We start from the raw sequence: 24,669 nt of genomic DNA on the forward strand, positions 1-24,669 counted from the left end.
CTGGATGTCTATTCAATTTTTTTGTGCCATAATCGTCCGCTTGGTACTAGTTGTATTTTTTTTCGACAACCGGAAAAGGGTGGCATGGATAATATCGAAGTTCGGGGTGCTCGTACTCATAATCTTAAGAATATCAATTTGATTATTCCGCGAGATAAACTGATTGTTGTTACCGGCCTATCCGGTTCAGGCAAGTCTTCGTTGGCTTTTGATACTTTGTATGCCGAAGGTCAACGTCGTTACGTTGAATCTCTTTCTGCCTATGCCCGTCAATTTTTATCGCTAATGGAAAAACCCGATGTCGATCATATAGAAGGGCTATCCCCCGCTATTTCTATCGAACAAAAATCGACCTCACATAACCCGCGTTCCACTGTCGGTACCATTACGGAAATTCATGATTATTTACGTTTGTTATTCGCTCGTATCGGCGAGCCGCGCTGCCCTGATCATGATTTACCTTTGGCCGCACAGACTGTGAGCCAGATGGTGGATAATGTTTTAAATCAGCCAGAAGGTTGTCGGCTGATGTTGTTAGCTCCGGTGGTAAAGGATCGTAAAGGTGAGCACAGTAAAACACTAGAAAATTTGGCAGTACAGGGTTATATCCGTGCGCGGATCAATGGTGAAGTCTGTGATTTGTCTGATCCGCCAAAACTGGAGCTGCAGAAGAAACACACCATTGAAGTGGTGGTTGACCGATTTAAAGCACGGCAAGATTTATGTCAGCGCTTGGCCGAATCATTTGAAACGGCTTTAGAATTATCCAACGGTACCGTTGTCGTGGCTAATATGGATGATCTACATGCTGAGGAATTGCTTTTCTCTGCCAATTTTGCCTGTCCCACTTGTGGTTACAGCATGAGTGAGTTGGAACCTCGTTTATTTTCGTTTAATAATCCAGCGGGTGCTTGCCAGACTTGTGATGGACTGGGAATACAACAATTTTTTGATCCCAACAGAGTGGTACAAAATGCTGATTTGTCTTTGGCAGGTGGTGCTATTCGTGGTTGGGATCGCCGAAATTTTTATTATTTTCAAATGCTACGTTCGTTGGCTGATCATTATAAATTTAATATTGACGCGCCATTCCATTCGCTGAGTTCCAGGATAAAAGAAGCAGTGTTGTATGGTTCGGGAAAAAAGGTCATTGAATTTAAATATATCAACGATCGCGGCGATATCAGAGTACAACATCATCCATTCGAAGGTGTGTTGCACAATATGGAACGCCGTTATAAAGAAACGGAATCCAGCGCGGTACGTGAGGAGTTGGCTAAATTTATCAGTAATCGTTTATGCAGTTGCTGCCGAGGTACAAGGTTACGTAAGGAAGCACGTCATGTTTTTATCGAAGAAAAAACGCTACCCGAGCTTTCTGCGTTGAGTATTGGTGAGGCATTAACGTTTTTCCAAAATATTAAATTAACGGGTCAGCAGGCACAGATAGCTGAAAAAATATTAAAAGAGATTGGCGATCGGCTGAAGTTTTTAGCTAACGTTGGTTTGAATTATTTGTCACTTTGCCGTTCGGCCGATAGCTTGTCTGGTGGTGAAGCGCAGCGTATTCGGTTAGCTAGTCAGATTGGTGCCGGTTTGGTGGGTGTGATGTATGTGCTAGATGAGCCTTCTATCGGTTTGCATCAACGAGATAATGCACGTCTGTTGGAAACATTAATCCATCTGCGCGATTTGGGTAATACCGTGATTGTAGTCGAACATGATGAGGATGCTATCCGTGCTGCTGATCACGTGATTGATATTGGCCCGGGAGCCGGTGTGCATGGTGGTGAAGTGGTGGCTGAAGGCACTGTTAGCGATATTATGCAGGTGCCGCGGTCGATAACCGGTCAGTTTCTTAGCGGCAAACGCCAGATCGTCATTCCGGAAAAGCGTGTACCTTATGATGCCGACAAGGTATTGACGTTAATTGGTGCTAAAGGCAATAACCTGAAAAATGTTAATTTGACACTACCAGTAGGATTGTTCACTTGCATTACTGGTGTTTCTGGTTCCGGTAAATCAACGCTGATTAATGATACCCTCTATTGTATCGCTCAGCGTGAACTTAATGGTGCCACCACCGCCGAACCTGCATCTTACGAAGAAATTCAAGGGCTAGAACAGTTCGATAAAGTGATCGATATTGATCAAAGTCCGATTGGGCGTACACCGCGTTCTAATCCGGCGACCTATACGGGTATTTTTACTCCGGTACGTGAATTGTTCGCGGCTGTTCCTGAATCCCGTATGCGGGGTTATACCGTAGGACGTTTCAGCTTTAACGTGAAAGGGGGGCGTTGTGAAGCCTGTCAGGGCGATGGGGTGATTAAGGTTGAAATGCATTTTTTGCCAGATATTTATGTGACCTGTGATCAATGTCAAGGCAAGCGTTATAATCGTGAAACCTTGGAAGTGAAATATAAAAATAAAACTATTTACCAAGTGTTAAATATGACTATTGAAGAAGCCTATGTTTTCTTTGACGCTGTGCCTGCTTTAGCGCGTAAACTTCAAACCTTGATTGATGTCGGATTGGCGTATATTCGCCTTGGTCAATCTGCGACCACCCTTTCTGGTGGTGAAGCACAACGGATAAAATTGGCACGTGAACTTTCAAAGCGAGCTACCGGTCAGACATTGTATATTTTGGATGAACCCACTACGGGTTTGCATTTTGCTGATATTCAGCAATTGTTAACTGTATTGCATAAGTTGCGAGATCAGAGCAATACCATTGTGGTCATTGAGCACAATTTGGATGTGATTAAAACGGCTGATTGGGTTGTCGATCTTGGCCTGGAAGGAGGAGATGGGGGGGGAGAAATTCTGATCGTCGGTACGCCAGAAGAAGTAGCAAAATGCGTGAGATCGGATACCGCACGCTTTTTGAAACCGCTATTAGAGGGGCAGTAACCCGATTTTGGGTTATCCGTCCTGATATTGTGGAGCAGCATAATTGTCGAAGCGTGACCAACGGCCATTAAATGTCAGGCGTACCGAACCAATCGGCCCATTACGGTGTTTACCTAGAATAATTTCTGCAATCCCCTTCATTTCACTGTTCTCGTGATAGACCTCATCGCGGTAAATAAACATGATCAGATCAGCATCTTGCTCAATCGAACCGGATTCACGTAAATCCGAGTTTATCGGACGTTTATCCGAGCGTTGTTCTAAGCCTCGATTTAGTTGAGATAACGCCACTACCGGCACCTGTAATTCTTTTGCCAAGGCTTTCAATGAACGGGAGATTTCTGCAATTTCCAAGGTGCGGTTATCTATTAATGCCGGTACGCGCATTAATTGCAAATAATCAATCATAATAAGACTCAACCCACCGTGTTCACGGAAGACCCGTCTGGCACGTGAGCGTACTTCAGTGGGTGTCAGACCAGAAGAGTCATCGATGTACATGTTGCGTTTTTCTAACAATATTCCCATCGTGCTGGAGATTCGCGCCCAGTCTTCATCGTTCAATTGACCGGTACGAATGCGGGTCTGATCGACACGAGAAAGCGACGACAGCATACGCATCATAATTTGGTCCGCAGGCATTTCCAGGCTGAAAATCAGTACTGGTTTATCTTGGGTTAGCGCTGCGTTTTCACACAGATTCATGGCGAAGGTGGTTTTGCCCATTGAAGGACGTGCGGCGATAATAATCAGATCTGATTTTTGCAACCCCGCCGTTTTCTTATCGAGATCTTGGTAACCGGTGGTAACGCCGGTGACGTCATCATTAGGTCGACGGTGAAGTTCTTCAATACGGGCAATAGTATCTTCCAAAATCCTGTCGATACTTTTCGGTCCTTCATTTTTATTAACGTGATTTTCGGCAATTTTAAAAACCCGAGATTCAGCGAAATCTAGTAGGTCTTCGCTGCTGCGTCCTTGGGGATCATAGCCTGCGTCAGCAATTTCATTTGCCACTGAGATCATTTCGCGTACTATTGCACGTTCACGCACGATATCGGCATAGGCACTGATATTCGCGACACTAGGTGTGTTTTTAGACAGCTCAGCCAAATAGGCAAAACCTCCTACAGCCTCGAGATCTCCTTTTTGCTCTAAAGAAGTAAACAAGGTTATTAGGTCAATCGGTTTGCCCATTTCCAGCAAACGTTGCATTTCAGTAAAAATGTGGCGATGCGGCCGACTGAAAAAATCATTACTGGTTACATGTTCAGAGACATGGTCCCAACGTTCGTTATCCAACATCAAGCCCCCCAACACGCATTGCTCTGCTTCTAGCGAATACGGTGGCAGTTTCAACCCTTCTACCTGGTGGTCTCTTGGCGCTACTAGATTGTTAGTGAATTTTTTTCCGGCCATAACACGTGCTTTTTACCTGTAACGAGAAAATATAGCGACTGAGTATACGTGATGATGTCCAGTGAGTAATAAACTTCTTACAAAACCTACTACGTGCTGCAAATTCTACATTACCTGGTGCCCGCTCCCCTCATGTGCGCTACGCTCCATACCCCTTGATTTCGCATAACGAACGACGGTTTTGCAAAAAGTCTAATTGTTATAGATACAGAATAATTTTCAGCACGTACCCTAAAAAATTATCATGTATATTTGCTGCTCACTAGTGTGTTTGACTGTTATTTTATTTTATCTAAGAGAATAATTCTGCTTTTATCATACTGGCTTGCCTTTCTGCACGATAAAAGTTTATCTTAGCCTCCATCGTTGGCTTATCATTTTAATAGAACCGAAAAATCAACAATTTTTTTTTGAACATTTAACTGGGCAATAATTATGGGTCATCATTTATCATTTAAAGACATTTTGGCGTTAGGTTTTATGACGTTTGCTTTATTCGTCGGTGCCGGTAACATTATTTTTCCTCCTATTGTGGGTTTGCAGTCAGGTGAGCATGTTTGGCTAGCCGCCCTTGGTTTCCTGATAACTGCTGTGGGTTTGCCGGTGATGACTGTCGTTGCGTTGGCACGGGTAGGCGGGGGTATTGATGCCCTCAGTACACCTATTGGTCGTAGTGCCGGCTTGCTATTAGCAACCGTTTGTTATCTATCCGTAGGCCCTTTGTTTGCTACTCCTCGTACTGCAACCGTTTCTTTTGAAGTGGGTATCGCTCCTTTGACCGGTGACAGTAGTTTGGCATTGTTGATCTATAGCCTAATGTATTTTTCATTGGTGGTGGGTATTTCGCTTTATCCCCGTCGCTTGTTAGACACTGTAGGGCATATTCTAGCGCCGTTGAAAATCATCGCTTTTGGTGTTTTGGGGGTCGCCGCGTTATTCTGGCCTGCGGGTTCACCTATTCCAGCCATCGAGGCTTATCAACGAACACCTTTCTCCACCGGTTTTGTTAATGGCTATTTGACGATGGATACCTTGGGAGCTTTAGTATTTGGTATTGTGATTGTCAACGCCGCTCGTTCCCGTGGTGTTGTTTCGGTTGGTTTACTGACTCGCTATACCGTTTGGGCGGGAGTGATTGCTGGTGTCGGCTTGGCACTGCTTTATCTCAGTTTGTTTAAGCTTGGTTTAAGCAGTGGTGTTTTGACACCAGATGCACAAAATGGTGCTGTCATTTTACATGCCTACGTGCAGCATACCTTTGGTAGTTTGGGCAGTATCTTTTTGGCAGCCTTGATTTTTATTGCCTGTATGGTTACTGCTGTGGGTTTGACCTGTGCTTGTGCTGAATTTTTTAGTCAATATTTACCGTTGTCTTACCGTAGTTTAGTATTTATTCTTGGTCTTTTCTCAATGTTGGTCTCCAATCTGGGGTTAAGTCATCTGATCCAAGTCTCTATCCCTGTGTTGACGGCAATTTATCCACCTTGTATTGTTCTGGTAGTACTGAGTTTCACATTACACTGGTGGCATAATGCGAAAGTAGTGATTGCCCCTGTGACCTTGGTGAGTCTATTGTTTGGTATTCGCGATGCGGTAAAAGCGGCAAACTTTGACTATTTGTTGCCTACCTGGACTCAGAATCTGCCAATGGCAGATCAAGGGTTGGCTTGGCTGCCGCCGTCCGTGTTGGTGCTTGTTTTGGTCGTCCTTTACGACCGTATCAATTGTTACCGTAGGATTGCTGCCAAACAATAATATACCCTTCGCTTTTCAAGTTACGGCGGCGTTGGCTGCTCGCACTTATCCCAGTCATGTACTACTTGTACACTCCTGGGATTCGATTGATTGCCGCCTTGCCGTAACTCGAAATTCATTGGGTATAGACTTCTTGCAAAACCGTGGTTCTCTCACCACGCTGCAGGTTATGCAAGGGGTCTACTCATAGTTATCTATCATCGGCCACGTGCTGGTAGACGTGGCTTTCGCCAGACGGGACTTTTATGGAATTACCAGTCAAAAATAAACTAAAGCGTGGTTTAACCACCCGGCATATTCGTTTTATGGCATTGGGGTCAGCGATTGGTACGGGTCTATTTTATGGTTCGGCAGATGCGATCAAAATGGCTGGCCCCAGTGTGCTGTTGGCTTATTTCATCGGTGGTTTAGTGGCGTTTATTATTATGCGCGCTCTTGGTGAAATGTCGGTTAATAATCCACAATCTAGCTCCTTTTCGCGTTATGCTCAGGATTATTTAGGGCCGATGGCAGGGTATATTACCGGTTGGACTTATTGTTTTGAGATCTTGATCGTCGCCATTGCCGATGTTACCGCCTTTGGTATTTATATGGGGGTATGGTTTCCTGATGTGCCACATTGGATCTGGGTATTAAGTGTCGTGCTCATCATAGGCGCTATTAATATGATGAACGTCAAAGTATTCGGTGAGTTGGAATTCTGGTTTTCCTTTTTTAAAGTGGCGACTATCATCGTAATGATACTAGCGGGTATTGGCATCATTTTTTGGGGTATTGGTGGTAGCTCGCCGACGGGAATACATAACCTGTGGACTAACGGTGGTTTCTTCAGTCACGGTGTGATAGGTATGTTGTTATCACTGCAATTGGTGATGTTTGCCTACGGCGGCATTGAAATTATCGGTATTACTGCAGGTGAAGCGGCGGACCCCAAAAAATCCATCCCTAAAGCGATTAATTCGGTTCCTTGGCGTATTTTAGTTTTTTACGTCGGTACGTTATTCATCATTATGTCAATTTACCCGTGGGATCAGGTGGGAACCCACGGTAGTCCCTTCGTATTGACTTTCCAACATCTGGGGATCACTGTTGCTGCCAGTATTTTAAATTTTGTGGTTATCACGGCGTCAGTGTCGGCGATCAACAGTGATGTTTTTGGCGTTGGACGTATGTTGCATGGTATGGCCGAACAGGGTCACGCACCTAAGGTATGCAGTGCGATTTCTAAACGTGGCGTACCCTGGGTGACAGTGGTGATGATGATGTTGGCTATGCTGGTTGCGGTCTACTTAAATTACCTCATACCCGAAAAAGTATTTTTAGTGATTGCATCCCTCGCGACCTTTGCCACGGTTTGGGTGTGGATTATGATCCTATGCTCGCAAATTGCTTTTCGTCGTTCTCTGAACCAAAGCCAGGTAAAAGCGTTGGATTTTCCGCTACGGGGTGGTGTTTTTACCTCGGTCGTGGCCATTATTTTTCTGCTATTTATTATCGGCCTGATCGGTTACTTTCCTACGACTCGTGTCTCGCTTTTTGTCGGATTGGCCTGGATAGCATTACTGTTGGTTGGCTATTACGTTAAAGTGTGTTATCAGAAGGATAAGAAGGGTACGGAGTAAATTAGGGTCGTTTGAACAAATTATTGGATAGCGAATTTTATCCAGATAAAACATAAAACCGCTAAAGATCGGTTTTATGTTTATGGGGTAATGATATTATCTTATCAGTTCAGGGTGCATTACAGTTTAGTGGCGTTTTCAGATAAGTATTTTGCCACACCATCGGGTGACGCGACCATACCTGCTTCACCCGCTTTCCATTGTGCAGGGCAGACTTCACCACATTTTTCGTTAAATTGTAAGGCATCAACCATGCGCAGCATTTCATCAATATCACGGCCTAATGGGAGATCGTTAACCACCTGGTGACGAATTATACCTTTTTTGTCGATGAGAAAAGAGGCACGCAATGCAATACCTGCTGGATGTTCAATACCGTAAGCCTGAACAATTTCACGTTTAATATCAGCTACCATAGGGTATTGCACTGGACCAATACCGCCTTTATCAACAGAGGTATTACGCCATGCGTGATGAGTAAATTGTGAGTCAATGGAAACGCCGATAACTTCGACGCCACGTTTTTGAAATTCCTGGTAGCGGTGATCGAAAGCAATCAATTCTGAGGGACAGACGAAGGTGAAATCCAGTGGCCAGAAAAATAATACGGCCGCTTTACCGTCCAAGTGTTTTTTCAAGTTAAAGTTGTCAACCATTGTGCCGTCACCGAGGACAGCCGCGGCAGTAAAATCAGGTGCTTCATGAGTGACTAAAACCATAAATGACTCCTATAAGTTGATATTAATTGACGTACTTTGTACTTTTTTCCGCCTAATACGGAGTACAAACACAGACGACTAAATACAGATAAAAGAGATAAATAGCAATGAGAAATATTTTTCGTGGCGCTAGCACAGCATCATTCCGGCTATCAATAGGGATCCTGATGATATCCACCCATTATGCCCATGCCGGTTTTTCAGAGACTAGCTGGAGTTTTGGCGCCCAGGAACAGGTTGTCATACAACCGAGTCCTTGGGGATCGGCATACATGTGTAAAGAATTCAGTCCTAAAAAAGTCAGTTTCATTATCAGGGCGGTAAGTGGCAAGGAAAGTCAATTTGGCTGGATGAGCGTCGATAACGTCCCAATACAAGAGAGAGAACACAAGGTTCAGAGTGCTTCAACCTTGTCGATAGATTTTCAACCCCACATTGGCTATCACATCATCAATACAACAGGAGTTGCAATAGAAGGTCGTCAGTGTGAAGCGGCGGGCAACTGAGTATTTTATACGTATCATATTTTAACGGGTAGCAACACTTCTTTAATTAATTTCTTGCAGCTCACTGTGGGTGGCTCTAGACTAAGCCGCCTGTTTTTTTAGTGAACGTTTTCTAACTGAAGTGAAACCCATGCGTGTTACCGATTTTTCTTTTACACTGCCAGAGTCGTTGATTGCCCATTCCCCGTATTCTCAACGCAGTGGTTGTCGTTTGCTATCGTTGGATGGACAAAGTGGATGTGTGACGCACGGCATTTTCACCGATTTATTGCAGACATTACAGAGAGGTGATTTGCTGGTATTCAATAATACACGTGTGATTCCTGCGCGTTTATTTGGTCGTAAAGCCAGTGGTGGCAAGCTAGAAATCTTGGTGGAACGGGTACTGGATGATCATCGGGTGTTGGCGCATGTTAAAGCCTCTAAAGCGCCTAAACCGGGTACCGCGTTACTATTGGGTGATGACCAGCCTGTTGATATGACTGCTGTTGGCACTGTTATTCCAGCAACTGTGTTAGCTCGCCATGATAGCCTGTTTGAATTACGTTTTGATGACCAACGGGATGTTTTCACTCTCTTGCACACTATTGGTCACATGCCTTTACCTCCCTATATTAACCGCCCTGATGAAGCCGTCGATCGTGAGTTATACCAAACGGTTTACAGTGAACGGCCAGGTGCCGTTGCTGCTCCGACGGCGGGACTACATTTTGATCAGCCACTGCTTGATGCGTTACGTGCTAAAGGTATCGAAATGGCGTTTGTTACCTTGCATGTTGGCGCAGGAACCTTTCAGCCAGTGCGTGTGGAAAATGTCGAACAACATGTTATGCACGCTGAATATGTCGAGGTACCACAAGCTGTGGTTGATGCGGTATTAACCTGCAAGGCTCGTGGTAAAAGGGTTATCGCAGTAGGAACCACCTCGGTGCGCTCATTGGAGAGTGCCGCAAGGAATGCGAAGGAAAATGCGGTTCACAACAGCAAAAATGCAGCGATTGTGCCTTTTTTGGGTGATACACGTATTTTTATTTATCCTGGATACCATTATCGGCTAGTCGATGCACTGATCACTAATTTTCATTTACCTGAATCAACGTTGATAATGTTGGTTTCTGCTTTTGCAGGTTATAAAAATACGATGAAGGCTTATCAACAGGCGATCGGAGAAAAATATCGTTTTTTCAGTTATGGTGATGCCATGTTTATTAGTCGTAATCCATTGGCAGCACAGGAAGAAATAAAGCACTCAATCTTGGAGCCTATTCGAGATCGTTGTGAATAGACTTCTTGCAAAGCCATAGCCATAAGCCAGTGCTGTGAAGTCAAGGCGCCTGGCGCGCAGCAACCGTAGTGTTGCAGTACATGAGGATTGCGAGTACCACGTAACGCAGAATTTGCAGCACGTAGCAGGTTTTGCAAGGCGTCTAATGAAGTTCAGACGATAACAACATCAGATGCGTTGATCTCTGGGGGGTGATGTGAAGTTCGAGTTACAAAAAACCGATGGGTACGCCCGTCGTGGTCGCTTGGTTTTTGAACGTGGGGTGGTAGAAACGCCCGCGTTTATGCCAGTTGGCACTTATGGCACGGTTAAAAGTATGACACCAGAAGAGGTCAAAGCCAGTGGTGCACAAATTTTATTGGGTAACACCTTTCATCTTTGGTTACGTCCAGGCCAAGAAGTGATCAAAGCACATGGCGATCTTCACGATTTTATGCAGTGGCATGGTCCGATCCTGACTGATTCAGGTGGCTTTCAAGTGTTTAGTCTGGGAGCAATGCGTAAAATAAAAGAAGAGGGCGTTCATTTCAGTAATCCCATCAATGGGAATACGGTATTCCTTAGCCCAGAGAAATCGATGGAGATCCAACGGGATCTGGGTGCCGATATCGTGATGATTTTCGATGAATGCACACCCTATCCAGCCGATTGGGACTATGCTAAGCGTTCAATGGAATTGTCATTACGTTGGGCTGCACGTAGTCATCACCAACATTTTGATAAACTGAATAACAAAAATGCATTGTTTGGTATTATTCAAGGGAGTGTGTATCAAGATTTACGTGATATTTCGCTAAATGGGCTGCAGGATATTGGTTTTGATGGCTACGCTGTGGGCGGTTTGGCAGTGGGTGAACCGAAAGAAGAGATGCACCGTATTTTAGAACACATTTGTCCACAGATCCCTCAAGATAAACCGCGTTATCTAATGGGGGTGGGTAAACCGCAAGATCTGGTTGAAGGGGTACGTCGTGGCATTGATATGTTCGATTGCGTTATGCCAACACGCAATGCGCGCAATGGTCATCTGTTCGTCACTGAAGGGGTTGTTAAGATCCGCAATGCCCAATATAAGAGAGATGAATCCAAGCTGGATAAAAATTGCGATTGCTATACTTGTTGTCATTATAGCCGTGCATATTTGCATCATCTCGACCGCTGTAAAGAAATATTGGGTGCCAGGCTCAATACCATTCATAATTTGCGTTACTATCAACGTTTAATGGTGGCTTTACGTCAGGCTATTGAAGAAGGTACATTAGACCGCGTTATTACAGAATTTTATAAGCGAATTGAGAAACCTGATTTAGAGGTTTAGTGTTGCAATTATGAGTTTTGTGGCTAGGATCAAACGGCTAATAATCTGTGATTGCTCGCAAAATTTTTAACCGATTGATAATTAATGTTAATAATAATATGAGGTCATGTTAATGAGTTTTTTCATCTCCAATGCTGTTGCTTCTGCTGGTGATCCGGCGCAAGGAAGTCCGTATTCTATGATCATTATGCTGGTGGTATTTGGTCTGATTTTTTACTTTATGATCTTACGTCCACAGCAGAAGCGAACAAAAGAACACAAAAAATTGATGGACTCAATTACCAAGGGAGATGAAGTTTTAACCACAGGTGGGCTGCTGGGTCGTGTTATAAAAGTTGCAGAAACGGGTTATATTGTTATTGCGCTCAATGACACCACTGAAGTGATGATTAAACGTGATTTTGTGGCTGCCGTTCTGCCGAAAGGTACCATGAAAGCGCTGTAATTTTCGATTTTTCCGTAAGGAACTACTGTGTTAAATCGTTATCCTTTATGGAAGTATCTGGTGTTGGTCTTCCTGATACTCATCGGTTTTCTATACGCACTTCCTAACCTTTATGGTGAGGATCCTGCGGTACAGATTACTGGTGCTCGCGGTGTCGCCGCCAGTGAAGCCACCCTGGATCAAGTCCGTAACCTGCTGGGAAAAGAAAAAATAGCGAGCAAATCTATTGCGCTTGAAAAAGGTGTCATCCTTGCTCGCTTTAGGGATCCTGATGTTCAGTTGCATGCTCGTGAAGCATTAGTGGCAGAGCTAGGGGATAAATATGTTGTTGCATTGAATCTAGCACCGGCGACACCATCCTGGTTAGCTAAACTCGGTGCTGAACCGATGAAATTGGGGCTTGATTTACGCGGGGGGGTTCATTTTCTAATGGAAGTGGACATGGATGCCGCATTAAGTAAGTTGCAAGAGCAAAACATAGATAATTTACGTTTTGATCTGCGTCAAAAAAATATTCCCTATACTTCCGTGTCTAAGCTTGATGGCTTTCAGGCTAGCTATGGTGTCACTATCCGCTTTACTGATGATAATACACGGGACGCAGCGATAAGCTACCTCTCATCCCGTCATCGTGATCTAGTGATAAGTAACGATGGGAGTCAGAGGCTAAAAGCGTTGATGAGTGATGAGCGTCTGCGTGAGGCACGCGGATATGCACTGCAACAAAATATTAGCATTCTGCGTAATCGGGTTAACCAACTGGGTGTTGCAGAACCCTTGGTACAGCGTCAAGGTACTGACCGTATTGTCGTTGAATTACCTGGTATCCAGGATACGGCACGTGCCAAAGAGATCCTTGGTGCTACCGCTACACTTGAGTTTCGTTTACAAAATACCAACGTTGATGCTAGCGCCGCAGCGGCAGGTCGTGTGCCGGGTGATTCAGAAGTAAAAAATACCCGTGAAGGACAGCCAATTGTTCTTTACAAACGGGTGATTTTGACTGGCGACCATATTACTGACTCGACTTCCACGACTGACGAATATAATCAGGCACAGGTTAATATTTCGTTAGACAGTGAGGGGGGATCGATCATCTCTAATTTTACTAAAGATAATATTGGCAGGCCGATGGCGACTTTATTCGTGGAATACAAAGATAGCGGTAAGAAGGATGCTAATGGACGTACGATTTTGGTTAAGCAGGAAGAAGTGATCAATATAGCGACCATTCAATCACGTTTGGGTAACAATTTCCGTATTACTGGTATTGCTAATCCGGTTGAAGCACGGCAGCTTTCATTATTATTACGGGCTGGTGCTTTGATTGCGCCTATCCAAATTGTAGAAGAACGTACTATTGGTCCCACTTTGGGAGCACAGAATATTGCTCAAGGTCTAGCTGCTTGTTTGTGGGGTTTGGCTGCATCGGTTATTTTTGTGGTTTTCTACTATCGTAAGTTTGGTTTGATTGCTAGTAGCGCTCTACTCGTTAATTTAGTGCTCATTGTAGGTGTGATGTCGCTGCTGCCTGGGGCGACGTTGACTATGCCGGGTATTGCGGGCATCGTGTTGACATTAGCTGTAGCTGTTGATGCGAATGTACTGATTAATGAACGAATAAAGGAAGAAATTAGCAACGGTCGATCGATCCAGCAAGCCATACATGAGGGCTACAAAGGTGCTTTTTCCAGTATTGTTGATGCGAATGTGACGACATTGATTACGGCGATTATTCTTTATGCGGTAGGTACTGGCTCGATTAAAGGTTTTGCTATTACCACTGTTATCGGTGTAGTGACTTCAATGTTTACTGCCATAGTGGGGACGCGTGCTATTGTTAATCTACTTTATGGTGGTAAACGTATTAACAGGTTGTCCATTTAAGGAATAAATAGTGGCACAGAATTATACTGTTGAACAATTAAACTATGGCCGTAAAGTTTATGACTTTATGCGCTGGGATAATATAGCCTTTGGTATTTCGTTGTTATTACTGGTGGCATCGGTTGCAGTCATGTTAACCCGTGGTTTTAACTGGGGGTTAGATTTCACCGGTGGCACTGTGATTGAGGTTAACCTAGAAAATCCAGTTAATCTCGATAAATTGCGTGATACGCTGCAAGAAAAAGGTTTTACTGCACCGGTTGTTCAGAATTTTGGCAGTACACGTGATGTCATGATACGTCTGCCGCCGATTGCAGGTTCTTCTACAACGTCTTCTACTACAGGATTTTCCACTACGACTTCTTCTACTGCCGTTAATACGGGTCAGGAACTGGGTAATAAAATTATCACTATTATCAATGATTCAATTGATAAAAATGCGAAGGTTAAACGTATTGAATTCGTTGGGCCTAGTGTGGGTAGTGAGTTAGCTCAAGCAGGTGGTATGGCGCTACTGGTTGCGCTGCTCTCTATTCTGGTTTACGTCGGCTTTCGTTTTGAGTGGCGGCTGGCATTGGGGGCAGTTATTGCCTTGGGTCATGATGTCGCCATAACCTTGGGTATTTTATCCTTATGTAAAATTGAGATTGATTTGACCATAGTTGCTTCTTTGATGTCGGTTATTGGTTACTCATTAAACGACAGCATTGTCGTTTCGGATCGAATTCGTGAAAATTTTCGTAAGATAAATCGTGGCACACCGTATGAAATAATGAACATTTCACTGACACAGACGTTAAGTCGCACCATTATGACTTCAGCGACGACTTTAGTGGTGGTGCTGATGCTGTATATTTTTGGTGGCGCGATGCTACAAGGATTCTCTTTGGCTATGTTAATCGGGGTTTCTATCGGTACGATTTCATCTATTTATGTGGCTTCTGCATTAGCATTAAAATTGGGGATGAAACGTGAGCATATGCTACAGCAAAAGGTTGAGAAAGAAGGGGCTGATCAGCCTTCGATTTTCCCTTGATATTGCGATATCTTGACATTATGGCTGTTATTAACGACTTGTTTATAACGGCCTATTTGTACTTTCTTACTTCTGATAGCAGATCAAAATAATCGTGAAGCCATCCACAGCAGTATAATATTTATTATATTAATGTTTAATATAAGACTTTTTTATATTAAATTAATTTATTATTACTTATATTATTGTTATTTTAATTATTCATTCTGATAATATATTTATTTAATGAATATATATATTTTTTTTATTAGCTTATTTTTTAAAAGATATGGTTGATAATTGGTATCTATCCTGTTTTTCTTCTCGTAGTATTTATATGAAACATAATTTTATTCTCTTATTTTTTATTTCAATAAATAATATCTAAGATCCTATTATATAAATATAATTCAAGGAGAAGGTATGACTATACTAAAGATCCTTACAAGTCATCCTATTGAAAATCCTGAAAATAATACTAATACTGCCAGTGAAAAGAAGTTCTCAGCCATTTCAGCCGCTTTTGGTAATAATAAAGAAAGAAAAGTTACGGCTATCAGTGATATTCAACGTGTAGGCAATACTTGTACAAAAAAAGAAGTATCAGTTACTAAAAATAAAATAAAAAATAAAGGGAATATATTTTTTAAAATATGTGGTGTTAGTGTTAGGAGAAAAAAAGCAAAGAAAGAAAAATCATTATATTGTAATGGTAGCGGTAATGATGGCGATAAGAATGTTGGGGTGATAGTCATTCCTTCAAATTCTCTTTTGGGTGGTGATAAAACACCATTTCCTGCTAAGTGGTATCCATCGGCTAAGCCTTTTGCCGCTAATCTGTCTACTAAAGGCATGAAAGAATCTGATGTTGCTGAGGACTCCAATCCATTTGCTGCGGATATGGAAGAATCTGATGTTGCTGAGGACTCCAATCCATTTGCTGCGGATATGGAAGAATCTGATGTTGCTGAGGATTCCAATCCATTTGCTGCAGATATGGAAGAATCTGATGTTGCTGAGGACTTCAATCCATTTGCTGCGGATATGGAAGAATCTGATGTTGCTGAGGCCTTCCCTCAAATTGCATCTAATCTATTAACTGCGGCCCCTTCATATCGAAAGTCAGCGACCTTTGATACGGAGCAAACTATAGACAGCTGCGATAATTATGGCGCGGATCTTAATAAATTAAGTAAAGAATTTTTAGATTTCTTTCACCAATTGCCCAAAAAACAGCAAGAAAAATTTTCTGGCTCTGTTAACAATGCTGAAGAGCTAGTAAATAAAATAAATGCTTATCTGGATAATAAAAATAAAAATAAAAAATCGTTCAAAAAATACTTATCAATCAACATATTAGAGCAATTGCAAAGTAAACAAATAAAAAAAACATTGAAAAAAAATTCGATATTAAAGGCGTTAAGCAATGTGATGAATACATCAAACTCTGAACTTGCACGTTACTATCAATTAACGTGCGGAAAGAAAGGGTGGCAACTCGTCGCAAAAACACAGGAACCAAAAATACAGGAACGAGAAAGCGAGACAAAATCGAGAATTAAAGATCTTCCACCATCAACAAGCACTTCGGTGAACAAGGTCGCTTTAACAGAGGTTATCTCGACAGAAACTGCCGTAATAAAGATCGCTCCAGTAACAAATGAACAACAACAGATTAATACACTGATTGACGAATATAACGAAAGAGTAGTCAGTAAATATAAAGGAGATAAAGATATTAAGCTTAATGATGGCATTACATCCCTCAATGAATTATGTCAAGAAATCAATAAGCACATTGATAAAATACGGAAAATAAAGAAGAGTACTCTTAGGGTACTAATTGAAGATTTTGTGCAAGAAATAACCAAAAAACCCATTAATCCTTTTGGCGTTATGTCTGATTTTCCGTACCACCTGTACCCACTTGAAGAAGCAAAACAGGTAAGTAAACATCAGCTATTATTCACTGAATTTTTGAAAGGATATATCAATAATAATAGTGACAGACATTTACCACCTTTCAAGAAAATCTTGAAAGAAGGGGAAATTCAAAAATATGCAGTGATTGAATTAGAAAATAAAACAAATGTTATTGTCAGAACTTTTCCTGAAAATAATAGAGACATATGCAATTTACTGAATATACTATCGCAACATCACACTGCACGTAGAACATGGGCCAGGGATTTAGCTGTATTTCTTGAAGAATCTGAATTAGCGGCTTTTATGAAGATCGAACCGTTACAAAATGAGAAGCATTTACAGATAGTACCCTTAGAGGACGATTTGAAATCAGTTAATAAACGCATTGAGGAATTAACCTCGTTAATGCGATTTATGGGTAATGCTATTCCTCATATTAATAGTGAGTTGGCTAACCTTAATCAAGCGAATCATGATGATGGACAGAATGCACAACTGACTTATTATCGTATGACCCAGATTTTTTCTGGTAAGGCGATGAGACAAAGCAATGGAGCAAAAAAATGGGCTTATGGTGTCTTGCGCACTGTGGTGGGAAAGAGTAATACAGATTTTGGTGATAAAACCCATGACATACATGCTACCGTGAATACACTTATCGATCGGGTTAAAGAAAAAACACTGAGAAAATCGAATTCAGCTTCAATTATTAATAGTGATCAATACAAAAAAATGAACGCAAGATTGAAACATATCGCGGTTATGGCGGGTAAGTGGAAGTCGTTAAAAGGCAGTATTGCTAACGATATCACGGAAAATATAGATACCGCTCTGCGACATGCAATAGCAGCCGATATTATTCAGCTAAAACATGAGTTGAAATCAATCAATCTTAATACCTTTCTTAACAAAGGTAAGTGGGTCTTAGCCGGAATTATCACAGGGACAATTTTATCACTGGCTACCCTATCATCTTTGGCAATCATTGTTGTACTTCCCTTAAGCGTTATCGGTGGTATTTTTGGTTTGGCTTACCTTATTACTAAATGTAAACCCAAAATAGAACCGAGTCAGATAAGCAAGATATTGTCTGACAGCGTGAAAAAGATCATAAACCAGGATTTCGGTAAATTGGAAAGCCACGACGTTTCCTGGTCGGATGCAATAAAATATTGGCGGAAAGGTATTTTACCGATTGCCGTTGTGCAGCAGACAAATCAGATAGCGGCTTTACCTGCCATTAATACGCCGTTAAACACCCATGATTAGCCTTCGATTTCGCATAACGATATGGTTTTACAGGAAGTCTATTGGAAAAAAATTTACTTTCTGTTATAGGTAATAGAAATTATAGTAAACATCATTTTTATTTATATAAGAATAAAAAATATGCGTATAGTGTATCCTTCGTTAGCAGTCATCATTTGGTCGGGTAACGCCGTTGTCAGCAAAATATCGGCCAATGCTATCGATCCTGCAGCCATTTCTTTCTACCGTTGGTTCTTGGCGCTAGTTATCTTGACACCTTTTGTATTCCTAAGCGTCGTACGTAATTGGCACAGCATACGAAAATATTGGTGGAAATTAATGGTATTGGGTTTGCTGGGCATGGTGCTGTACCAAAGTCTGGTTTACTATGCCGCGCATAGTATTAGCGCTTTATTTATCGGTATATTCAGTTCAATTATTCCCTTGTTGACCCTATTGATCAGTATTGTGGTATTACGTGTGGCTCCTACTGTCGGTATTGTCTTGGGAGGTATATTGTCTTTCGGCGGATTAGTGTGGTTAGTCAGCGCTGGCGATCCAGCACAACTATTACGGCAGGGTGTCGGTAAAGGTGAGCTGATGATGTTCTGTGCTTCTTTTTCTTATGCTTTGTACGGTGTATTGATCAAGTATTGGGTAATAAAACTGCCCAATTGGCAGTTTCTTTATATGCAAATTGCTTTCGGTGTCCTATTATTGTTACCTCCTTTTTTGCTGGCTAGTGATATACGACTGAATGCACAAAATCTCCCACTGGTACTCTTTGCTGGTTTGCCAGCTTCGGTAATCGCACCCTATTTATGGATCTTGGGTGTGATACGTTTAGGTGCTAATACAGCATCTATATTGATGAACTTAACACCTGTGTTCACTGCAATTATTGCCGTCAGCTTTTTACACGAACAGCTCTATGCTTATCATTTGATTGGTGGTGGCATTACTTTAATTGGAGTTATTTTAGCTCAACATTTATCCATTCCACTGTCTAAACAACGAGTCACTAATAGTCACTAACAACAAATTCACTAACAGTTATGGTCTAGGTTCGAGTGGTTTTTTTTCTTCGCTGATTTGGCTTTGTCCTTACCCTTAGTTACCGATTGTGATCTGATCACCTGAGGGGTGTCAAAGGGTGGTTCAATGTTTGTTTTGTGCTGTGTCTTGAGTGTGGGCATTGATGGATGACTATCAAGCGGTACTGTATTCAGCTCGATACCAAAGAGTGTAGACAAGTCGGAAGTATCCAATTGTTGATCAAGCACCGTCGGCGTATTTGCAACTGGCATACGGCCGGCTTGTAAGATCAATTCCTGCGGCTCGACATCGCGTAGCAGAAAGAGCAACTCTGGTTGACGATCAAAACGGACGCCAACACCATAGAGCGTCGCAGCAATATGTTTACATAGAAAAGCTGAATCAGGGCAGCTACAGTGAAAGGAAATTTGTTCTGGAGAAGGAAATAAACCACTTTTGGGACGAGTAACCACTTCCATTACTGCACTGGAAAGACGTCCTTGCAACAATTCAACCAAAGAGGCAACTTTGCCAGCACATTCATCAATGATTATTTGCCAAAGTTTGGGATCCAGTGAACTCACTTCAATACTCACGCGGTACGTAGTGGCGCCGACCACCAAAGCGGTGATCTTGCCTGCGGCGATTTTTAGATCAATCACAGAACCGTGGCGCACATAGGAACGGCCACGCGGTAACCGGTTAGCATAATCGCTGTAAGCCTCAAGGTGTTGACACCATTTTTTGCCCCAGAAAGTATCGACAATACAGCGTCTCCCAACTTCTACCGGATGGCAAATCTTCCCTTTCTTTTTAAGTTCTTTGATTTTGCGCATCGCACTGGCGTGTAGTTCCGCAACTGGCACATAACGCGGCCAACCACCGTTAAAATAATTCATATTTGTTTTCCCTCACTCGCTGACTAATAAAATTAATTTATTTCTCTTCTGCTACTGTGCTGTTGATATCAAGCGAAACCAGTTTGAGTAATGCTTCATTACTCATTTCTGTCAAGAGCGTTTCACCTCCTCCGGCAAGCAGATCATTGGACAGCCCGATTTTATTCTCTATCATCGTATCGATTCTTTCTTCAATGGTGCCACGACAGATAAATTTATGTACTAGTACATTTTTTTTCTGTCCGATACGATAAGCACGGTCGGTCGCCTGATTCTCTACGGCAGGATTCCACCAGCGGTCAAAATGGATGACGTGCGACGCTGCTGTTAAATTAAGACCAGTGCCGCCTGCCTTTATTGAGAGTACAAAAAACGGTGGGCCGGTTTCCTGTTGAAATTTATCGACCAGTGCTTTGCGGGTTTTGACTGCTATTCCACCGTGTAGTTGCAATCCGGCACAACCAAATATATCTTGCAAGAATGCAGCCAAAGGTGCAGTCATTTCTTTAAATTGGGTGAATACCAGCACCTTTTCTTGACGTGCCGCAATATCTTGCGCTAACTCCCGCAAACGGACGAATTTACCGCTATTATTCTCTAAGTAAGCCTCATCGCCCAACCATTGAGACGGATGATTGCAGATTTGTTTAAAACGCATTAAAAACGCCAGTACCAAGCCGCGCCGCGCGATCCCTTCTACTTTATCGATTTGTTGCACAAGTGTAGCTATCGCTTGCCCATATAAACTTGCTTGCAATCGACTAAGCACACAATAAGTTTTGACTTCCGTTTTGTCTGGTAAATCAGCAATGATACGTTTATCGCTTTTCATACGGCGTAGGATGTAGGGTTTTACCAGATTACGTAGAGGTGCATAGCCTTGTTGCTTATCTTGTGCCAGCCGCCGAATAAACAGGCTGAAAGCCTTGCTAGAACCTAATAGGCCTGGACAAATGAAATCGAATAGTGACCATAGATCGCCCAGACGATTTTCCACCGGGGTACCGGTTAACACAAAGCGTACACGGCTTTTTAGTGCTTTAGCGGCTTTTGTCTGGTATGCCGTCGGGTTTTTAATCGCCTGTGCTTCATCAAGCACCACCAAGGACCAAGATGTTTGCAGTAACCATGGAAGACGGATCAAGCTGCCGTAACTGGTGATGACGACATCGACGTTCTCCAAACACTCGGCAGGAAGTGTATTCAGCGCTTCACTAGGTATTGCAGAGGGATGTGCAATCAATATCGAGAGGCCAGGCGCAAAACGGGTGATTTCTGATTGCCAGTTGCCTATCAACGAAGTGGGCAGTACCAGCAGATGCGGTTTAACATCACCCTCGCGTTTGGCCAGCAAAAGTAACGCTAAAATTTGCACCGTTTTCCCTAGCCCCATGTCATCTGCCAAACAACCCCCTAAGCCAAGGCGATTCAACAACCACAACCAGCGTACTCCTTCTTTTTGATAGGGACGCAATTGCACCTGGAGTTCATCTCCCAAATGCAGATCGTCAGCGATGTTATGTGGATCACGCAATCCTTCCAATGCTTGTTGTAATCCGTTGCCTGCCACTACGTTAGACCAATCGGCAGCATCAGGTAATAGAGCTACTTCGCTCTTGCCTTCTACCGCCGCACCTGCCAACAGTCGCATACCATCAATAAAGGATATGTTGCCGTTGGCAGCATCGCGTTGTACTTTTTTCCAATGCTCCAACACGCTTTCAAGTTTTTTGCGATCCAGTTCGATCCAACGACCTTTAAGCTGAACTAAACCATCACTCATGGTCAACAGTTGTTTCCATTCGGCGAGTGAAATTTCTTCACCGTCGAGGGAAAGCGATACATCAAAGTCAAGCATCGCATTCAAGCCTAAACCGGCGACACTGTTACCTATGTTCACTTTCACTTGCGGTCGTGGTGGTTGGCGCACTTGCCACCAATCAGGGATACGCACCACTATGCCGCAGGATTCAAATATCGGAATGTGGCGTAAAAATTGATGGGCTTTTGCTGGAGTCCAGGCGATCGGGTGAAAGAGGGTGCCGGAATCTAGTAGAGATTTTATCCATGGACTTTGCTCCGCTGCTTTATTCACTGGCTGTAACAGCCTGAGCAACATGTCATGGTTTCCAGCACCGGCATATTCTTGTAGTGCTTGCCGCAGGGGTTGATACTGCACACGTGACTGTTGTGACACGCCGGCAGCATAGGTGGCAAGAAATGCGAACGGCGCTTGTTCATGATTTTTATTTTCGGCGAGATGGAAACAGACACGACCTATTAGATTCCAACTTGGATGTTTACACTGAAGCCAGGCTTGCACATCGCCTTGTGTTGCCGCAATTTCTGTACGGGCAGCTGTTTGCAGATCAAGCCAAATCATGGTCAGCCGTGGAATATCCAGATATTCTGCGCCAACCATCGGTGGAGCCGTCACCACCCGCTGTTGTAATTCTAAGACAGGTAAGGCGATTTCAACATGATCCCATTGACTCGCCAGATTTGGCACCGCACACAAACCTCTCATGAAAAGATGTGCCAACTGATAGCCAAACACCAGCGAAGGTGGTAGCAATTCACTCGCCCGTTTTACTGTCAGCAAATGCAGTAGACCGTCGCCACTGCCACGTTCGAATGCTTTAGTGATGCCAGTGACTTCTAGTGGAGAGAGAGAAGAGTGGCCAGCAATATGCCCCAGATGGATATGTCCCGTCGGTGATATTTGCAGGTCAAGAACTACAGCTTCTACCTCATCCGGTGGTGAGAATACGTTGTTGAAATCAGGTTTATTTGTCATAAAGTTGTACGAAAATATTTCATTTTAGCTATTTGCAAACTGAGATTAGAGCACCCATACCGGCTCCCTTGTGCTATTTTCTAGCCGTTTTTGCAGTAGGCTAGCGGATGCTGCAAAATTTTCCAGTGAGGGATCACCAAAATCAATGAGCTGTGTAACGTAAGAATAAGTTCGGTAAAAATGCCCAAGCCCTGTTTTGAATGCTAATAGCGTTTTGAGCTGATCAGCATAGGTGCACTTTTGACGATTTGCCGCTTTCATTGCAGAGAGATCGATATGACCACAACCGGAAATGGAGAAACCGCGTTTGAGTACCTGGAGAGTGCCATGCTGTTCAAGTGCTTTAACCAGACGATCCATCAGTACCTCACTGGCATGTTCAGCACTGTCTTTACAGAGCCTTGCCCACTTTGTAGATTGAGTTTCTTCTTGCCAAGCAATCAGATCATCCGGATACAAGGCACACGAGGTGTCGTCGTGAAACGTATTGCCAACCTTCCAGCCCTGACCCTGAGCCTCTAGTTTGGCAATGACATAAGCCGCAAAACGCTTTTCCTGGTGTGCGGTATCGATCATATTTACTCCCTGAGATCAATTTGGCCAGTGACGGAGGCGGTGATTGGAGCAGAGCTGCGCTCTTTGAGAAGATTAATGCTGTGTTGAGACTTTTCTGTTAGTTGAACGATGTGGGTGGCTTCGCGGTTGAGTGTATTTGTTATCGCCCGTTGTTCAAAAAATTCAGGCACAGCAATGAGGTGAGAAGAAAGGTCTTCACCTGTCATGCTTGGCAAAACCGTGTTTGTTGAATAGTGTCCAAAAGGAATGGTCTGCGTACTGTAATAGACGAATTTTGGAAAAGCATTGTCAGTGATCTTTGTGTAGAATAGAGTATCGACAGTCCGGGATGGTCCGTTGATGTATAGAGGTTTGTCGATAGTTCCCTTCCCTTCGAGTAAGACAGATTCCCCATTAAAAATACACGCAGATGCTTTTGCAGACTCGCCACCAAAACTCATTACAGGGTAGGCTCCGTCGACGTCTTCAATATCCTTTTCAGCCAGTTTGCGTGGTGTAACATACTTACAGAAGCAACGGTTAAAATTAATTTCGAACCTGACTCCTCCCACTTGTTTATCTTTATCATCACAGTAAGTTTCGTCACAGTAGGCATCGGGTAGATAGAGTAATACTTCACGGGTAAAGTAATCACGAATATTCTCCATAAGTGGAACGTTTTCATAATCTGTCAGATTGAGATTGGCAAGGATCAAATCCAGATCAAATCCGCCATCCTTGAAATCTTCATAGGCTTCAAAAACCACCTTGCGAGTAGGTTCTAAAACACACTCTAAGCACCGTAAGAAAGTAAAGGGCAAGATGATTTTTCCAAAATCTATGTATTTGAAATCTTCCCAAAGATCTTCGGCGTTTTTCCAGATGAAACTTGCCAAGGATGCTGCTAAGCCCGCCAAGTTTGTCATTATTATCCTCCAAGCATTTTTTGCATAGAGCAACTTACCATTCCTGTATGACAAATCAACCCAGTTTTGAGTAAAACGGTGAGCGGTTATAAAACGAAAGAATTTTGCAAAAATCTTACAGATACATTTACACAATCAATATAAATAGCCGCTTATATATTAAAAATGTCCAATTACGAGAGATATTTCGTGTTTCATTAAGTTATTTTAATATTTAAAAATTTTAAGCCAGTAATTTCTATGGTAAACAATCACGGATAACACTGCCATTTTTTATTACCAACACGCGACTAGAATTAACCGAATAACTCAGCCTCATCGGACGTTGTAATACTAAATTACGGTTAGTTCAAATATTTTATTTGTATAGCAGAACGACTCTCTTCTGATTACACC

General features: G+C 42.8%; 17 protein-coding genes. 11 read left to right on the top strand and 6 right to left on the bottom strand.

Translation table 11 applies throughout. The annotated features are described in order from the left end of the window. Positions 1–84: 84 nt before the first annotated feature. A complete protein-coding gene (uvrA, locus tag AAHH42_RS05540; protein ID WP_342221831.1) occupies positions 85–2,916 on the top strand; it encodes an excinuclease ABC subunit UvrA in 2,832 nt (943 codons plus the stop codon). 12 nt (positions 2,917–2,928) lie between these two features. Here the strand turns inward: uvrA and dnaB are convergent, their stop codons facing one another. Continuing rightward, a complete protein-coding gene (gene dnaB, locus AAHH42_RS05545) occupies positions 2,929–4,335 on the bottom strand; it encodes a replicative DNA helicase (protein WP_072550878.1) in 1,407 nt (468 codons plus the stop codon). A 435-nt stretch (positions 4,336–4,770) separates the two neighbouring features. Here dnaB and brnQ point away from each other — a divergent pair, with 435 nt between their 5' ends. Both brnQ and proY read left to right on the top strand, forming a co-directional pair. Beyond that, positions 4,771–6,090: a branched-chain amino acid transport system II carrier protein gene (gene brnQ, locus AAHH42_RS05550; protein ID WP_072550877.1), complete on the top strand. Its 1,320-nt coding sequence runs from the start codon at positions 4,771–4,773 to the stop codon at positions 6,088–6,090. Between the two features lie 245 nt (positions 6,091–6,335). After that, positions 6,336–7,712 carry a proline-specific permease ProY gene (proY, locus tag AAHH42_RS05555; protein ID WP_072550876.1) on the top strand — a complete coding sequence of 459 codons (1,377 nt, stop codon included), beginning with the start codon at positions 6,336–6,338 and terminating at the stop codon, positions 7,710–7,712. A 119-nt stretch (positions 7,713–7,831) separates the two neighbouring features. On the opposite strand, the gene AAHH42_RS05560 is transcribed toward proY, so the two are convergent. After that, positions 7,832–8,431 (bottom strand): peroxiredoxin C, encoded by a 600-nt coding sequence (locus AAHH42_RS05560; RefSeq protein ID WP_072550875.1) that lies wholly within the window; start codon positions 8,429–8,431, stop codon positions 7,832–7,834. Between the two features lie 107 nt (positions 8,432–8,538). On the opposite strand from AAHH42_RS05560, the gene AAHH42_RS05565 reads away from it, so the two are divergent. The 8 genes from AAHH42_RS05565 (at position 8,539) to AAHH42_RS05600 (ending at position 19,096) form a co-directional block, all read left to right on the top strand. Further along, positions 8,539–8,937, top strand: coding sequence for a hypothetical protein (locus tag AAHH42_RS05565; RefSeq protein WP_119963737.1), 399 nt, complete (start codon positions 8,539–8,541; stop codon positions 8,935–8,937). 130 nt (positions 8,938–9,067) lie between these two features. After that, positions 9,068–10,222 (top strand): tRNA preQ1(34) S-adenosylmethionine ribosyltransferase-isomerase QueA, encoded by a 1,155-nt coding sequence (gene queA, locus AAHH42_RS05570; protein ID WP_342221832.1) that lies wholly within the window; start codon positions 9,068–9,070, stop codon positions 10,220–10,222. Positions 10,223–10,418: 196 nt separating this feature from the next. After that, the gene (gene tgt, locus AAHH42_RS05575; protein ID WP_342221833.1) at positions 10,419–11,540 is read left to right on the top strand and encodes a tRNA guanosine(34) transglycosylase Tgt; all 1,122 of its coding nucleotides are present in this window, start codon (positions 10,419–10,421) and stop codon (positions 11,538–11,540) included. Between the two features lie 112 nt (positions 11,541–11,652). Beyond that, entirely contained in the window at positions 11,653–11,985 is a 333-nt protein-coding gene (gene yajC, locus AAHH42_RS05580; RefSeq protein ID WP_342221834.1) for a preprotein translocase subunit YajC, read from the top strand. 27 nt (positions 11,986–12,012) lie between these two features. Beyond that, positions 12,013–13,872 carry a protein translocase subunit SecD gene (gene secD, locus AAHH42_RS05585; protein WP_342221835.1) on the top strand — a complete coding sequence of 620 codons (1,860 nt, stop codon included), beginning with the start codon at positions 12,013–12,015 and terminating at the stop codon, positions 13,870–13,872. 10 nt (positions 13,873–13,882) lie between these two features. Next, positions 13,883–14,908: a protein translocase subunit SecF gene (secF, locus tag AAHH42_RS05590; protein ID WP_072550869.1), complete on the top strand. Its 1,026-nt coding sequence runs from the start codon at positions 13,883–13,885 to the stop codon at positions 14,906–14,908. Between the two features lie 402 nt (positions 14,909–15,310). Further along, the gene (locus AAHH42_RS05595) at positions 15,311–18,082 is read left to right on the top strand and encodes a hypothetical protein (protein WP_342221836.1); all 2,772 of its coding nucleotides are present in this window, start codon (positions 15,311–15,313) and stop codon (positions 18,080–18,082) included. A gap of 120 nt (positions 18,083–18,202) precedes the next feature. Then, on the top strand, positions 18,203–19,096 hold the full coding sequence (locus tag AAHH42_RS05600) for a DMT family transporter (RefSeq protein WP_342221837.1): 894 nt from the start codon (positions 18,203–18,205) through the stop codon (positions 19,094–19,096). Positions 19,097–19,107: 11 nt separating this feature from the next. Here AAHH42_RS05600 and AAHH42_RS05605 read toward each other — a convergent pair whose 3' ends face one another. Genes AAHH42_RS05605 through AAHH42_RS14760 form a run of 4 tightly spaced genes read right to left on the bottom strand, consistent with a single transcriptional unit; the run spans position 19,108 to position 24,273 of the window. Then, positions 19,108–19,995: a hypothetical protein gene (locus AAHH42_RS05605; RefSeq protein WP_342221838.1), complete on the bottom strand. Its 888-nt coding sequence runs from the start codon at positions 19,993–19,995 to the stop codon at positions 19,108–19,110. Positions 19,996–20,032: 37 nt separating this feature from the next. Next, positions 20,033–22,792: a DEAD/DEAH box helicase gene (locus AAHH42_RS05610; protein WP_342221839.1), complete on the bottom strand. Its 2,760-nt coding sequence runs from the start codon at positions 22,790–22,792 to the stop codon at positions 20,033–20,035. Positions 22,793–22,837: 45 nt separating this feature from the next. Continuing rightward, positions 22,838–23,368: a hypothetical protein gene (locus tag AAHH42_RS05615; RefSeq protein WP_072550864.1), complete on the bottom strand. Its 531-nt coding sequence runs from the start codon at positions 23,366–23,368 to the stop codon at positions 22,838–22,840. 2 nt (positions 23,369–23,370) lie between these two features. Further along, positions 23,371–24,273 (bottom strand): type I restriction-modification system subunit M N-terminal domain-containing protein, encoded by a 903-nt coding sequence (locus AAHH42_RS14760; RefSeq protein ID WP_425286315.1) that lies wholly within the window; start codon positions 24,271–24,273, stop codon positions 23,371–23,373. Between the last annotated feature and the right edge of the window lie 396 nt (positions 24,274–24,669).

It is taken from the genome of Candidatus Fukatsuia endosymbiont of Tuberolachnus salignus, assembly GCF_964030845.1.
GTDB classification, from domain to species: domain Bacteria; phylum Pseudomonadota; class Gammaproteobacteria; order Enterobacterales; family Enterobacteriaceae; genus Fukatsuia; species Fukatsuia symbiotica.